Annotated in this window: 13 protein-coding genes; 3 read left to right on the forward strand and 10 right to left on the reverse strand. The window is 30.7% G+C overall.

Annotated elements, in window-relative coordinates; all coding sequences use genetic code 11:
* Positions 1-13: 13 nt before the first annotated feature.
* The 10 genes from ACEN92_RS10920 to ACEN92_RS10965 form a co-directional block, all read right to left on the reverse strand.
* On the reverse strand, positions 14-760 hold the full coding sequence (locus ACEN92_RS10920; protein WP_495638422.1) for a LytR/AlgR family response regulator transcription factor: 747 nt from the start codon (positions 758-760) through the stop codon (positions 14-16).
* Positions 753-2,492 (reverse strand): tetratricopeptide repeat-containing sensor histidine kinase, encoded by a 1,740-nt coding sequence (locus ACEN92_RS10925; protein ID WP_495638423.1) that lies wholly within the window; start codon positions 2,490-2,492, stop codon positions 753-755. The genes ACEN92_RS10920 and ACEN92_RS10925 overlap by 8 nt, the downstream gene beginning before the upstream one ends.
* 114 nt (positions 2,493-2,606) lie before the next feature.
* Positions 2,607-3,089 carry a hypothetical protein gene (locus ACEN92_RS10930; RefSeq protein ID WP_495638424.1) on the reverse strand — a complete coding sequence of 161 codons (483 nt, stop codon included), beginning with the start codon at positions 3,087-3,089 and terminating at the stop codon, positions 2,607-2,609.
* Positions 3,090-3,355: 266 nt separating this feature from the next.
* Positions 3,356-4,738 carry a DUF4153 domain-containing protein gene (locus ACEN92_RS10935; protein WP_495638425.1) on the reverse strand — a complete coding sequence of 461 codons (1,383 nt, stop codon included), beginning with the start codon at positions 4,736-4,738 and terminating at the stop codon, positions 3,356-3,358.
* 58 nt (positions 4,739-4,796) lie between these two features.
* Positions 4,797-5,087: a winged helix-turn-helix domain-containing protein gene (locus ACEN92_RS10940; RefSeq protein ID WP_007803949.1), complete on the reverse strand. Its 291-nt coding sequence runs from the start codon at positions 5,085-5,087 to the stop codon at positions 4,797-4,799.
* 4 nt (positions 5,088-5,091) lie between these two features.
* Positions 5,092-5,706, reverse strand: a complete 615-nt coding sequence (locus ACEN92_RS10945) for a hypothetical protein (protein ID WP_495638426.1) — start codon at positions 5,704-5,706, stop codon at positions 5,092-5,094.
* Positions 5,707-5,890: 184 nt separating this feature from the next.
* A complete protein-coding gene (locus tag ACEN92_RS10950; RefSeq protein ID WP_495638427.1) occupies positions 5,891-6,820 on the reverse strand; it encodes a magnesium transporter CorA family protein in 930 nt (309 codons plus the stop codon).
* Between the two features lie 223 nt (positions 6,821-7,043).
* On the reverse strand, positions 7,044-7,928 hold the full coding sequence (locus ACEN92_RS10955; RefSeq protein ID WP_495638428.1) for a bifunctional 5,10-methylenetetrahydrofolate dehydrogenase/5,10-methenyltetrahydrofolate cyclohydrolase: 885 nt from the start codon (positions 7,926-7,928) through the stop codon (positions 7,044-7,046).
* A 131-nt stretch (positions 7,929-8,059) separates the two neighbouring features.
* On the reverse strand, positions 8,060-9,412 hold the full coding sequence (ffh, locus tag ACEN92_RS10960) for a signal recognition particle protein (protein WP_007803941.1): 1,353 nt from the start codon (positions 9,410-9,412) through the stop codon (positions 8,060-8,062).
* Positions 9,413-9,578: 166 nt separating this feature from the next.
* Positions 9,579-10,601: a hypothetical protein gene (locus ACEN92_RS10965; protein ID WP_495638429.1), complete on the reverse strand. Its 1,023-nt coding sequence runs from the start codon at positions 10,599-10,601 to the stop codon at positions 9,579-9,581.
* A gap of 266 nt (positions 10,602-10,867) precedes the next feature.
* Between ACEN92_RS10965 and ACEN92_RS10970 the strand changes: the two genes are divergently transcribed.
* Genes ACEN92_RS10970 through ACEN92_RS10980 form a run of 3 tightly spaced genes read left to right on the forward strand, consistent with a single transcriptional unit; the run spans position 10,868 to position 14,870 of the window.
* Positions 10,868-11,383, forward strand: a complete 516-nt coding sequence (locus ACEN92_RS10970; protein WP_495638430.1) for an RNA polymerase sigma factor — start codon at positions 10,868-10,870, stop codon at positions 11,381-11,383.
* A 52-nt stretch (positions 11,384-11,435) separates the two neighbouring features.
* Entirely contained in the window at positions 11,436-12,335 is a 900-nt protein-coding gene (locus ACEN92_RS10975) for a FecR family protein (RefSeq protein ID WP_495638431.1), read from the forward strand.
* Positions 12,336-14,870: a carboxypeptidase-like regulatory domain-containing protein gene (locus tag ACEN92_RS10980; RefSeq protein ID WP_495638432.1), complete on the forward strand. Its 2,535-nt coding sequence runs from the start codon at positions 12,336-12,338 to the stop codon at positions 14,868-14,870.
* Positions 14,871-14,933 lie beyond the last annotated feature (63 nt).

The raw sequence follows: 14,933 nt of genomic DNA on the forward strand, positions 1-14,933 counted from the left end.
CTTTATAAAGTTTTTACTTCAGTATTCTAAAGTTTTTTACAAAGTCTTTGTATTTATCACTTAGGGTTATTTTATGATTACCTTTTAAAATAACCAGATTATCATTAACAATTATTTCTTCTATTTTGACTGCGTTTACAATATAGTTGCGATGAGTCTGAAAAAATTTCTTTGGATCCAAAAGTTGAATAATTTTAGTCAGCGATATCAGAATTACAAATTTTTCGGCTTCTGTAATAATATTGCAATATCGGTCTTCAACTTCAATGTATATTATATCCTTAATCTGGACTTTCTTTAAGGTTTTGTTTTTTTTGATAAAAAGAGAATCATTACTTATAACTGTATTTTGATCCTCGCTGTGAAAAGCATTTGCCTGACCATAAAATTTCTCAACTGCCATTTCAAGCGCATATAAAATCTCAAGTTCGTTGAATGGTTTCATTAAAAAACTAAAAGGCCTGGTAAGCTTCGCCCTTTCAAAAATCTGACGGTCCTTAGAACTTGTTAAAAAAACAAATGGTTTTAATCCGTTAGGAACAATATTTATGGTTTCTGCAAAAGTAATTCCATCCGGCTTTCCATCCAGAAAAACATCTATAACTACGATATCAATCGCATGGTTATAAAACATTGTTAGTGCCTCCTGATGAGTTCTGGCAACTCCAACAATATTATAATTATTTTCTGTAAGTACTTTTACGAGCGCATCACTTTCAGAAACAGTATCCTCAATAATAAGAACATTTATATTATCCATGGTTTTTAAACTTTTGTAAGGCAATAATCATTTTAGTTCCAACATTTTCTTCACTTTCTATTTCCAGTCTGCCGCCATTTTTATAAATCATGCTTTTACATAACTGCAACCCTAATCCTGTTCCTATTGCATCGTCATTTTTCTTTCTGGAAAGCAGAACGGTATCTTTTAATAATTCTTGGCGCGTTGTTTCTGTCATTCCTAATCCGGTATCTTCAATAATCAAATAACAGAAATCTTCAGATGAAGGCCGTTCATAAATAGAAATCGTTCCATTTTCTTTAGAGAATTTAATGGCGTTATCTAACAGGTTGCGGATAATTATTTTAAGCGAATCCATATCAGCAAACACATAATCTACCGTAGAAACATCGTTTTTAAAATTAATGTTTTTATTTAGCATCAACGATTTATAGTTATACTCAACATGCTGTACAATTGATGCAAGATGCAATGATTCCTGAAAAAAATAAGCTTGTTTGGTTTGCAATAATGCCCAATTAAGCAGGTTATCCAATAAATTATAAGCACCACTGGCAATTGTACTGTTTTTATGAAGTAAAACATCGAGTTCTGTATAATTTTTATTCTCCAGATTATCTAATAATTTGCTATTGCTCGTTTTTAGGGCATTTACCGAAGATCTCAAATCATGGCTTACAATAGAGAACAATTTATCTTTTGTAGCGTTTAATTCATCCAGCTGATTCTTTTGAGCTAAGATTATCTTGTTGTTCTTGATTTTTTGCCTGTAAAAGTAAACTCCTGCCCCAAACATTACGAATAATAAAACCGAAAAAATGATAAACCCATTTCTTTCGGCTATTTTTACTTTATTCTCGGCAGCAAGAACGTTAACTTCCTTTTGCTTTTGTTTAATTGCAAACTTCTTTTCGAGATCTGCGATTGCCCAGACTTTATTCTGGTCGTTTAAGGAATCTTTCCATGCTTCGTATTCTTTTCTATAAGTTAAAGCCATTGGGAAATTTTTCCTGTTTTCTTCTACTGCCGCCATATTTTTGGCTGCAGCTCTTTTTAAATCAAATGACTTTACTTTTTTGGATAAATCATATGCTTTTTCAAAATAAGGAATTGCCTGATCGTCTTTGAATTGTGTATAATATAAATTGGCAATATCCATGTAAGAACTTATGAGTATTACGCTGTCTTTTTCTGCCTCTTGCAATCTTGCACCTTTAAATAAATATTTTTCTGATTGATTAAAGTCCTGCAGATGCAGATGACACAATCCTATATTATGAAGAATTATGCTTCTTTTCAAATCATAAATTTCTCTTGTTGATAATTTTTCTATTTCACAAAAATATTTTAATGCTTTTTGAAATTTATTTTGTTCTAATGCAATTTCACCAAGATTATTCTTAACTTTATAGTTGAATTGAAAAACTGTAGATACCTTTTCAAATTCATTTTTAGATTCATTTATAAGTTTTTTTTCTCTGAAGCTAATTCCTCTAAAATAATGACAATAATCTAAAAGTTTAATATTTTTGGTCAAAAAAATTTGTTTCATAGAATAAACTAAAGTTGAATCCCAGTTTTTTTCCAGAAAAAAAGATGCTGCTTTATTAAAATTCAACTCCTCTTCAAACTTAATTACAGTGGTTTTTATTTCATTTCTAAATAAATTATTTTCATGAATATTTTCTTGTGAGAAGATAAAAAATGAATTAAACAATAATGAAAATAATAATAATTTAATATTAAGCATTCTTTATTTAGATTTAATTATTGCAAATATATACTAGCAAAAAACTTCGCTAGTATATATTTTCATAATCTTTTAAAGACTATATTCTAATTTGGAAATTAACTGTAAAATATACTATCCTCCGTGCTGTACAGTAGTTTCAGTTCCTCTTGAAGTTTCAGGATCAATATCCCAAAGAAAAGTTTGAATTGATTCTACATTTGAAAGTCCCCCAATAAAAATAGTATGGTCTGCCTGAAAAATTATTTCATAGATAGATAAATTTCCTAATAATTCTTCAGGCATATCGTACACTATAAAAAATTGCAATTGGGCATGTCCAGCAAGATCTATATAGGTATTTTGAAATATGCTGTATTTGAGCGTTCCATTATCGTTAAGTGCAGCCGAATCGACATAAACAATAGCATTCACCGTAAGCGTGTTCGCATTAGCACTATAATATGCTTCAACATATGGAGATAAAATCTCTACAGATTTTGTTTCTTCAAATGTCACATTTCCTATTGAACTAGCTGTTGTTTCTATTGTACGGGTAATATCTTTTCCAGGAGGAGCAACAGTTGTAGGACAAGAATTTGGTAAAGTTTTTTCCATGTTAGTGTTTTTTTAAGTTAATATAGCGTTAGGTTATTTGTATTTTCAGAAATATTCTTAGTTATGCCTTTACTATAATGACACAAAAAGCAAAATTTCCAAAATCAAATATAGTAAAGATTTTCTTAACAACTTTATTTGCAATATTATTAAACAACAGATATTAGCTTCATTATGCCTAAATAAATAAAAAACTAGAAGAAACCAGCTTTTATTATACAAAAAATCCTACTCAATAAAGAATAGGATTTCTTTGTTGCTATTTATTATTTTTTCAAGAACTCATAATATAAAGGCTTAGATAAAAAAGAGCTTTTTTGATATGAGTCAATCTCTTTTTCTCTTGAAGTTTCAATTAATTCTCCATCTAAATTGTGCGTTAAAAAATACTCTCTACGTACTTCATCATTAAAATTCAAATTACTCAAAAATCTTGGTTCTACTCCTTTATTTACCGAAATATTGTAATTTGTAATGAGGTTACCCCAATTTATAAAACTGCATAATAATACTGTTCCATAAAAATACCAAACCATTTGATTTAGAAGATAGGCATTGGTTTTTTGCTTTGTGATTTTTAAAAGAGAAAACAATAATCCAATAATAGCCAGGATAAGAAAAGCATATACACCCAGACGTTTATATGTGAGTCCAAAACATGAAATATATTCTGAATTTTTAATGATTGTACTTATAATCAAAATACCATTTAACAGAATCCAAATTCCAGCTAAACGTTTTAGATTTTTAGCTTTCGAATCAAAATTGAATCCTCCCTTGAAATAGAACAATATAACACCAACTGCCATGAGTATAGAAAAAATCACTGCGTTTACTCTTTCGTGTGTATCAGAACTTAGGTTTGCTCTTTCGACAACTTCAAAAAACTGTTCGTAATTATAAGTAACAATAAATACCAAAAGCATCAAATTCAACAACACTAAAGTAATTTCACCACTCTTTCTTTCGAAATCAAGATCAAGAAATGAAAATGAACTTTGATGTTGGTTTTTAACTTCTTCATTAAAATCATTATCCAACACCGGGTTCTTATCATAACAAACATCCGGTACCCAATAATTCCAAAAAGTAAATGAAATATAAAAGCCTAAACCAGTAATCGCGATTAATTGCAGAATATCAATATCTAACGTATAATTAGTAAAAAGAGAAGAAAAATGATCGCTTCCAAAAGAATAAACTACAAAAAACAATATCAGAAATATTGCCGGAATCATAAAATAAGCAATTAGTTTCTTAGCAAAATTATTACTTATTTTTCGCTGCGGAAGCCATTGACTGAAGATAAAAACACGCCCTAATGAAGTGATTCCGTTTAAGAAAACAAGTGGAAAAACCTGAATTATTTTAAGCTTATTATCCTGCGTTTTAAACTGCAGAAAAACAACTGACAGGAACAAAGCCAAAAAAGAAGCAAAATCCCCATACCACGCAAAAGCAATACAAGACAGCACAGATGTAATGACTAAAACCAAGTGGGAACGTTCTGTAAATTTATCCTGAAAGTAATAACAAATTAAACCGGTTATGACCAGACCAAAAATAGCGAGATTGACGCCTACTGACTCGTTGTAAAAAAGCAATGTAAAAACAATACTGCAAACTAAAATAAAATGGATTTTTTTCATGATTTAAAATTTAAAAGTACTTTGTTTTTCAAAGTAATTAGACAAAAAAATTTGGTTATTAAGATTTCATTAATTTTTCGAGATAAGACAAATGTTCTTTAAAAGCTGCACGTCCTCTATCGGTAACACGGTATGATGTTTTAGGTTTTTTACCCACGAATTCTTTTTTAACTTCAATATATTCGGCTTTTTCCAAAGCTGAGGAATGACTGGCTAAATTACCGTCAGTGATATTCAAAAGCGTTTTCATTTCGGTGAAGTCAATCCAATCATTGACCATCAGAATAGACATAATACCTAATCTGACACGGCTTTCGAAATCTTTATTTAATTTATCAATGATCCCCATTGGTTTATTTGTATTTTTTGAACATTACTAATCCGTACAAGATATGTAAAATACCAAAACCTATGATCCAAAAGATCAAACCATATCCAATATAAAAAAGAGAAACTGCTCCTAATACAAGTTCGCAAAAACCTAAATATTTTACATCTGAAAAAGTATATTTTTCAGCATTTATAAGTGCTAAACCATAAAAGATTAACGTTACAGGTGCCACTAAACCATAAATTTGATGATATAATAAAGCCAGACAGAAAATACCACCCATTAAAAGAGGAACTCCTAAATTGAACAACATCTTTTTTGTAACTGAAGTCCAAATTGGTAAATCATATTTTTTACTTTTGCGAAGTGTAAAAAATATTCCAAAAGTTAAGGCACACAACAAAATTATAATTGCTATAAATATTAATTCTGAAACCAAATCAACTGAATATAATTTATGTTCTCCGTCAAAATACTCAAGCCCATTTGCTCTAAATAATTGATAAACATATAATCCGCCAATTAAAGCAGATAAACCTGCAAAAACTCCTGAGAGCCCGCTTAGTGATATAAATCTTGAAGAACGCTCCATCATGGAACGAATGTGTGCTAAATCTTCTTGGTGCTTCTGATTCATAATTAAAGTACTTTGTGTTACAAAGTTATTATTTATTTTGAAATGACAAACAAAAAATAATATTTTATTTAAATAGTTATTACTTGATATCTGTTAGCTTTTGAAAAAACCTTGCAGGAACCCATAAAAACAAAAGCCTGTTCGACAGAATGGGCTTTTGTTTTTTAGTTATATAAAATCTTTATCAAAACCATCTTCTTCGTTTGAATAAAAGCACACCAAGAACAGATAAAAGAATTGAAACAAAAAGTAAAATCCAAATACCGTATTTACTTCCTTCCAAACCATTGGGAACGTTCATCCCATATAAACTGGCAATTAAAGTCGGAATCATTAAAATAATAGAAATTGAAGTCATCTGCTTCATTATATTATTCATATTATTAGAAATCACAGAAGCATACGCATCCATCATTCCTGTAAGAATGTTACTGTAAATATTGGCTGTATCCTGTGCCTGACTCAACTCAATTTCGACATCTTCCAATAAATCTAAATCGTAGTTTGCCTTATGAGCTTTTAAGTTTTTAATTCGATGGAATAAAACATCGTTCCCTTTTAAAGAGGTAATAAAAAACACCAAACATTTTTCGATTTGGAGTAAAGCCTGCAATTCTTCGTTTTTAATCGATCTCTCTAAATTATCTTCTGCAAGTTTTATCTTTTGATTGATTTGTTTCAGATATTTTAAATACCAGACACTTGAAGACAGCAATAATCGTAAAACCAAATCAAAACTATCCTTGATCTCAATGTTTTTTCTTTGTGAATACAGTACAAAATCAGCAATAATTTCTGTTTTATAAAAATTGATGGTAACACTAATATCTTCCTTAAAAATTAAACCAAGGGGAATTGTCTGAAAAGGAAGTTTAATGTCATTGATTTTTATTGGAACACGCATAATAATGAGTGTCCAGCCATCTTCGATTTCAATTCGGGGTCTTTCATCAATATCTTCAATATCATTATAAAAAGCTTCAGGAATCTGAAGTTCTTCTAATAAATATTCTTTTTCTGCTGCTGTTGGAGATTCAATATTAATCCAGCAATTAGGAGTCCATTCCTGGATTTCGATTAATCCGTTGTTGTTTTTTTTGTAAAAAGCTTTCATTTCAAGATACCATGGTTTTATAACAGCATTTTGAAAAGATTCAAAAGCTATTTTCAGTTTAACACTAACGAATAATAATCGTCCATTTGGAGAAGTTTTTTTAAGTGGTGCAAAAGTATCTTTTATTTTTAAAAACAGAAACTTAAAACTAATTAATTATATATTAAAAACAACAAAGCCCATTCGACTGAATGGGCTTTGATTATTCACATTTTATAAAAAACTATTTTCTTGCGCTTCTCATTTTGCGTGCTAAAAGTGTGTTTTTAAGCAACATTGCAATGGTCATTGGTCCTACTCCACCCGGAACCGGTGTAATAAATGATGCTTTTTTGCTTACTCCGTCGAAATCAACATCACCTTTTATCACATAACCTTTTGGGTTTGATGCATCGTCTACGCGAGTAATTCCAACATCTACAATTACAACTCCGTCTTTAACCATATCTCCCTTTAAAAATTCAGGAACGCCTAAAGCTGTAATAATAATATCTGCATTTTTAGTGAATTCTGCTAAGTTTTTAGTACGGCTGTGTGTAAGCGTAACTGTCGAATCTCCGGGATTTCCTTTACGGCTCATTAAAATACTCATTGGACGTCCTACAATATGACTTCTACCGATTACAACGGTATGTTTTCCGGATGTTTCAACTTTATAACGCTCCAACAATTCCATAATTCCGAATGGTGTTGCGGGGATAAAACTTTCCATTTCAAGTGCCATTCTTCCGAAGTTCGTTGGATGAAAACCATCTACATCTTTATCAGGATCAATTGCTAATAAAATTTTTTGCTCATCGATGTGTTTTGGCAAAGGCAACTGAACGATATATCCGTCAAGATTATCATCTTCGTTGAGTTCCTTAATTTTTGCTAATAAATCTGCCTCGGTAATATCTTCAGGCAAGGCCACTAAAGTTGAATCGAAACCAATTTGCTGGCAGGATTTTACTTTACTTCCTACGTAAGTTAAACTTGCTCCATTGCTCCCCACAATAACAGCTGCTAAATGAGGTACTTTTCCTCCTGCGGCTTTTATTGATTGAACTTCTGCAGCAATTTCGTTTTTAATATCCTCAGATGTTTTTTTACCGTCTAGTATTTGCATTTTATTTAAAGTTAAATGTTTTGAGTTAGAAGTGAGAAGTTTAAACGTTTCTCAAATTTCAATATATTTATAAAATTTAAGGTCTAAAATTCCAAATAACCTGAAACTTTAAACCTTAAACAAATTTTATTTTATCTTGGCATTCCGCCTGGCATTCCTTTCATGCCTCCCATCATTTTCATCAGGTTTTTTCCGCCCGGGCCCTGCATCATTTTCATCATCTTGCTCATTTGGTCGAATTGCTTCATTAACTGATTTACCTGCTCGACTTTCGTTCCGGAACCTTTTGCGATTCTGGCTTTTCTTTTTACGTCGATAATGGCAGGTTTACTTCTTTCGATTGGCGTCATCGAGTGAATAATCGCCTCAATATGTTTGAAAGCATCATCTTCAATTTCTACATCTTTCATTGCTTTTGAAGCACCTGGTATCATTCCGACCAGGTCTTTCATATTACCCATTTTTTTAACTTGTTGTATCTGCGTTAAGAAATCATCAAAACCAAATTCGTTTTTAGCGATTTTCTTCTGAAGTTTTCTGGCTTCCTCTTCGTCAAATTGCTCTTGTGCTCTTTCTACAAGCGACACAACGTCACCCATACCCAAGATACGCTCAGCCATACGATCCGGATAGAAAACATCAATTGCTTCCATCTTCTCGCCTGTACCCACAAATTTGATTGGTTTGTTTACAACCGATTTAATCGAGATTGCAGCTCCACCACGTGTATCACCATCTAATTTTGTTAAAATGACTCCATCGAAATTGAGGATATCATTAAAAGCTTTTGCAGTGTTTACGGCATCTTGTCCTGTCATTGCATCCACAACAAACAAAGTTTCCTGTGGCTGAATTGCTTTATGAACACGGGCAATTTCATCCATCATTTCTTTGTCTACCGCCAAACGACCAGCAGTATCGACAATAACGACATTGAAACCGTTTGCTTTTGCATGTTTGATTGCATTCTGAGCAATCTCTACAGGATTTTTATTTTCCGGTTCTGAGTAAACCTCAACACCTATTTGGTCTCCCACAACATGTAACTGATTAATCGCCGCAGGACGGTAGATATCACACGCTACTAAAAGTGGTTTTTTATTTTTCTTGGTTTTTAGAAAGTTTGCCAATTTTCCTGAGAAAGTTGTTTTACCGGAACCTTGCAATCCTGACATTAAAATAATGCTCGGATTTCCTGAAAGATTAATTCCTGCAACATCTCCGCCCATTAATTCTGTTAGCTCATCTTTAACTAACTTTACTAATAACTGACCTGGCTGAAGTGTTGTTAAAACATCCTGCCCTATTGCTTTTTCTTTTACTTTGGTTGTAAAATCTTTAGCAATTTTAAAGTTAACATCGGCATCTAGTAAGGCACGACGAACTTCTTTTAAGGTATCGGCAACGTTTACTTCTGTAATTTTTCCGTGTCCTTTTAATATATGGAACGCTTTATCTAATTTATCACTTAAATTATCAAACATAATTTTGTTTTCTTTTATTGAAGTGCAAATATAAACTAAAGTTACAAAGTCACAAAGTTAGCAAGTTGTAAAATTTAGAGAATATCAATAAAAAAACCAGCTTAATTAACTGGTTTATTGTTATACTTTATATTTTTTGACCACGAAAACATATTGCTGTCAGAATTTAAATTTTTTCAAAATAAAGATAATTGGTAACATTACTATTTGTTACATATCGCAAACGTATTTGAGAATTATTAAACTCAAATAATTTCCAGTCATTATTCAGTTTACTGAGCAGCTCAGTACTGAAATTTACTTTCAATTCTCTAACGCTATTTACTATATTAGTTTCCCATTGACCTGTTACCGAAACCCCATCTTTTGTAGCAACCACCGAATTGTCGCTTTTAAAAACAAATACATATCCGCTGTACAAGGAACTTTTTTCGTAATTATCATATAAACAGGATACTTTCCAGGAATTACTTGTAATTGTTCCTACAAAATCAAGTGTTGTAATGTTATTTTCCCAGCAATTATCAATAACGTATTTAATCGCATTTTCAAACTCTAAATTATTTGTAATTGATTTTGTCTGATTATTACAATCTGTTATCGAAATAGGATAACTTAATGCAATATACTGACTGGCATTTAAATTTTTTATGAAAATAAAGAAACCCCAATCATTTGTAATATTGACAGAACTTGCTTGTTGATTATAACTATTATAAATATTAATTGTTATTGGATAATTAATGTTTAACCCATTAATTTTGGATAAAAGATCAGGGTAAAGATTCCAATAATCCATTAATGAATCAAAACTGGCTTGATCTGAAATCAATTTTTGAGTATAGTTATAATAAATCATTGTGACCGGAAAAATAATTGTCACAATATCGTCATCTGTCGTATTTGCATTGATATTATCCTCTACCTGTTGATAATCCGCAATAGTATTTATAGCAATACTTACACCATTTACAGTAACCGTATAGGGTAGTTTTATAGTGCAATAGTTGGATTTATCGATTACATTATCCTGTACCGTTTTTACCATTGCAACCCTTTGCAAATAAGAAGTAAGAGGGGAATCTTTTGTAACTGTTTGCGTATTATAGTCCTGCTCATCTGAATCGTTTTGACAAGAGAGTAAAAACAAGAGGATCACTACTGATAAATATTTTTTTAAAAACAACATATTTATATTTTTACAAAGGTAATAAAATTTTAAAAATACTGGTTTCCAGACCAGTTTTTGCCTATCATAGATTGTATATAATCAAGAAAAATATCTTTTTTACTACAAACAAATTACTATTAACAAAAGTTAACCGAAACCAGATTTAGAATTATGGATAAATTAAACCTATTCTATACTTAATAAAACAATTTACTTTGCTTTTACCCTACTTAAATTAAAAACAAATACTTTTGCAAAGTCCAAATTGAAAGATATAACTGCCAATGCCAAACACAAACCAATCAAATAGTTGCGACGAAATAATCTTTTCGTCTTTTTTTAAAAGTCATATTACAGCACTTCGGAATTTTCTTTTTTATAAATTTGGCAATAAAGACCAGGCAGAAGATGTAGCTCAGGAAGCTTTTATTAAACTTTGGCAAAACTGTGCTTCTGTTCCGATAGAAAAAGCAAAATCATATGTTTATATTATCGCAAACAACAGTACTTTAAATGAAATTGCACATCAAAAAGTAGTTTTACGATATGAAAAAAATTTCACAGGCTTAGACAGAACTAACGAAAGTCCCGAATATATTTTGGAAGAAAAACAATTTCAAGCTAAACTTTTGAAAGCCATAGAAAAATTAAATGAAAAACAACGTGTGGTTTTTTTGATGCATCGAATTGACGGAAAAAAATATAGCGAAATCGCCATTGATTTAAATATTAGCGTAAAAGCAGTAGAAAAACGCATTCATCTGGCTTTGTTAAGCTTACGCAAAGAAATTGATTTATAATAAAGTAGGGTAAATTTAGCTTCAATTGTTTTAATGATATAATACCAATACAATGAAAGAGAATCAAATATTAGCCAAATGGCTCAACAATGATTTATCGGAGGAAGAATTAGCCGAATTTGAATCAAGTCCTGATTTCGAAAAATATCAAAAGATTAAAGACTATACCGCTCATTTGGAAGTAGATGATTTGGATGAAGATACGATGTTGTCTAATATCCTCCGACACAAAAAAGCAACACAAAAAGTGATTCCGTTATACAAAAATTGGATATTTCGAGTGGCGGCTATTTTTGTCTTGGCCCTTGGAATCACATTTGTGATGAAAAATTTTGTACCCCAAACTCACATAGCAAATTTTGGAGAAAAAACCACTTTTACATTACCTGATAATTCTGAAGTGGTCCTTAATTCCGGTTCTGAAATAAATTATAAAAAATGGAACTGGAACAGTAACAGACGTCTTGAACTAAAAGGCGAAGCCTATTTTAAGGTATCCAAAGGAAGACGCTTTGAAGTACAGACACCCCTTGGAAAAGTATCGGTTTTAGGAACTCAATTTAATGTTAAAGCCCGAAAAAACAGGTTTGATGTGATGTGTTATGAAGGACGTGTAAAAGTAAATTACGCAAACACACAAATCATATTAACCCACGGACAAAGCGTTACTTTTGAAAACGGAAAACAATTCAACACTTCAATAAATTCGTTAAAACCAACATGGATTGACAACGAAATATGCTTTTACAAGGAAAATATCAAAAGCTTGTTAGACGAAATTCAAAGACAATACAACGTTACAATAGTATTAAATACAAAAGATACAGGTTCGTTATTTACAGGAAAATTACCTACCAAAGACTTAGATGTGGCATTACAAATTATTAGTACAACCTATCATTTAGAAGCAAAAAAAGTCTCAAAAAATAAAATAATATTTGACAAAAAATAAATGTTACGCCCCAAACAATTTCATTTTTTGTTTTTTTTCTTTTTTCTTGTCCTGAAACTTTCTGCTCAGGACACAGAAAATGCTATACCTTTAAAAAACATAATAATTGATATTGAAAAACAGCATCAGGTAAATTTTAATTACACTGAGGAAAATGTTATAAACCTTCAATTAATACCTCCCAAAAAATCACTTTCTTTAGAACACAAATTGCAATATCTTGCCGAAAAAACCAATTTATCTTTTGAAAATATAGAAAATAAGTTTATTAATATTTATAAAAAATATGACGAGACAAAAATAATTTGCGGTTATGTTTTTTCGAGTATAGATAAAAAACCTATTGAGAATGCTAATATTCATTTAGCAAACAACGCACAAATTACAACAGATTCAAACGGTTATTTTAAATTTGAAAAAAGCTCTAAAAATAATTTTTCAGTTAGTCACGTCGGATTTATAACCAAAAAAAATCTGATAAGTAATCCGGATTCTAAAAATTGTTTAAAAATAATATTAGAACCTGAAATAACTGAACTCGAAGAAATAAAAACCAATCCTATTTTGGCTTCCGGAATTTCCAAAAATATTGATGGATCCTTTCAAATTAAACCCAAAAAATTTGGTATACTGCCAGGACTTATTGAATCTGACGCTTTGCAAACCATGCAGCAAATCCCGGGCGTAAACAGCATTGATGAAAGTGTGTCAAGCATCAATGTTCGTGGCGGTACACACGACCAAAATTTATTTTTGTGGAACGGAATACGAATGTACCAAACGGGGCATTTTTTTGGTTTAATATCGGTCTTCAATCCCAATTTGGCGCATACCATTTCTATCCATAAAAACGGGAGTTCTGCTTTTTATGGAGAAAGTGTTTCTAGTGTTGTGGCCATTTCTTCTACTCCTGAAACAACAGAAAAAAACACTTTTAGTGCAGGAATCAATATGATTAATGCCGATATCTATGCTAAATACAATCTCTCAAAAAAGAGTTATATTGAAATTTCAGCTCGAAAATCCATCACTGATTTTGCAGAAACCCCTACTTACAAAGAATATTTTAATAAAGTATTTCAAAATACGACTATTACTGATTTTGCTCAAGACCAAAATATCGATTATCAAAGTGATAAAAAATTTAATTTCTACGATGCCACCATTAAATATTCTCAAAAAATAGGAATCAAAGACCAACTAATACTGGATTTAATAACCATAAAAGATAACCTGAAAGTTTTTCAAAGTGCTACATTCAACAGCATTATCAAGTCAGAAAACAATGTTTTACGCCAACAAAATTATGGAGGGAATTTATTATGGAAACGAAACTGGAATACCTTCAATACTACTAAAATTAATATTTACAATTCTTCTTATGAACTTTTAGGAAATCAAAAAACTACTAACGGAAATCAAATAGTAACTCAGGAAAATACAGTTACAAATGATGGAATTAATTTAGAAAACAATCATAATATCAGTTCCAAATTCAGTTTAAATAATGGTTATCAGTTTAATGAAATTGGCGTTACAAATTTAGAGCAGGTAATAAATCCTGAATTTTATCGAAAAACCAAAGATATATTGAGAACACACGCCTTAATTTTGGAAGGAAAATATAATGATACTGTTTCTAAAATATATATTAATGCAGGAACACGAATTAATTATATTGAAAAATTCAAAAAATATATTGTAGAGCCTCGATTACAATTCAATTATGGAATTAACAAAAATCTTAATATTGAAGTTTTGGGCGAATTAAAAAGTCAAACTTCCCAACAAATTATTGATTTGCAGAAAGATTATTTTGGTATCGAAAAAAGACGTTGGATTATCTCAAACAATACAACAATTCCAATTCAAAGAAGTAAACAAATCTCGCTAACCTTATTCTACAAAAAAAACGACTGGTTGCTGGATATAGAAAATTTTTATAAAAAAGTAACCGGAATTACAAGCTCCAGCCAAGGTTTTCAGAACCAATTAGAATTTATACGAATAACTGGCGGTTATGAAGTTTTAGGAACAGAAATTCTGATTCAAAAAAAAATGAATTATTTTCTGACCTGGTTAAGTTACACTTACAACACTAATAATTACCATTTTTCTAATTATGAATATCCTCGTTTTCCTAACAATTTCAAAATGGAACATAATGTATCCTGGGCAGGAATTTATGAAAAGAATAATTTCAAAATTGCTTTAGGAGCAAAATGGTCTTCCGGAAGACCAAAAACATCTCCGGATAACTCCAAAATTGATCTTTCAAATCCCGTATTGGTCTACAATAGACCAAACAACACGAATTTAAATATTTTTTCACAGGTTAATTTTTCCTCCACCTACAAATGGGAGAGTTTAAATGGAGTTCAGTACAAATTAGGAGTATCCATCCTGAACATCCTGAACAAAAAAAATGAAATCAGCGAATATTACAGAATAAGTAATCTGGCAAATTCTATAGAGGAAGTAGAAACATTCTCATTGCAAAGAACTCCAAATGTAAGTTTTAGAGTTTCATTTTAACCTAATCTGTTTCAGAAGGTTATAAATTTATTCTCTTTTCTTTTCAACTTATTTTACAAAAAA

It is taken from the genome of Flavobacterium sp. Flavsp81, from assembly GCF_059491325.1.

Bases quoted from the DNA above. Each gene is read 5' to 3' on its own strand.
- ACEN92_RS10920 (WP_495638422.1), bottom strand. From the start codon at position 760: ATGGATAATATAAATGTTCTTATTATTGAGGATACTGTTTCTGAAAGT.
- ACEN92_RS10925 (WP_495638423.1), bottom strand. From the start codon at position 2,492: ATGCTTAATATTAAATTATTATTATTTTCATTATTGTTTAATTCATTT.
- ACEN92_RS10930 (WP_495638424.1), bottom strand. From the start codon at position 3,089: ATGGAAAAAACTTTACCAAATTCTTGTCCTACAACTGTTGCTCCTCCT.
- ACEN92_RS10935 (WP_495638425.1), bottom strand. From the start codon at position 4,738: ATGAAAAAAATCCATTTTATTTTAGTTTGCAGTATTGTTTTTACATTG.
- ACEN92_RS10940 (WP_007803949.1), bottom strand. From the start codon at position 5,087: ATGGGGATCATTGATAAATTAAATAAAGATTTCGAAAGCCGTGTCAGA.
- ACEN92_RS10945 (WP_495638426.1), bottom strand. From the start codon at position 5,706: ATGAATCAGAAGCACCAAGAAGATTTAGCACACATTCGTTCCATGATG.
- ACEN92_RS10950 (WP_495638427.1), bottom strand. From the start codon at position 6,820: ATGAAAGCTTTTTACAAAAAAAACAACAACGGATTAATCGAAATCCAG.
- ACEN92_RS10955 (WP_495638428.1), bottom strand. From the start codon at position 7,928: ATGCAAATACTAGACGGTAAAAAAACATCTGAGGATATTAAAAACGAA.
- ffh (WP_007803941.1), bottom strand. From the start codon at position 9,412: ATGTTTGATAATTTAAGTGATAAATTAGATAAAGCGTTCCATATATTA.
- ACEN92_RS10965 (WP_495638429.1), bottom strand. From the start codon at position 10,601: ATGTTGTTTTTAAAAAAATATTTATCAGTAGTGATCCTCTTGTTTTTA.
- ACEN92_RS10970 (WP_495638430.1), top strand. From the start codon at position 10,868: ATGCCAAACACAAACCAATCAAATAGTTGCGACGAAATAATCTTTTCG.
- ACEN92_RS10975 (WP_495638431.1), top strand. From the start codon at position 11,436: ATGAAAGAGAATCAAATATTAGCCAAATGGCTCAACAATGATTTATCG.
- ACEN92_RS10980 (WP_495638432.1), top strand. From the start codon at position 12,336: ATGTTACGCCCCAAACAATTTCATTTTTTGTTTTTTTTCTTTTTTCTT.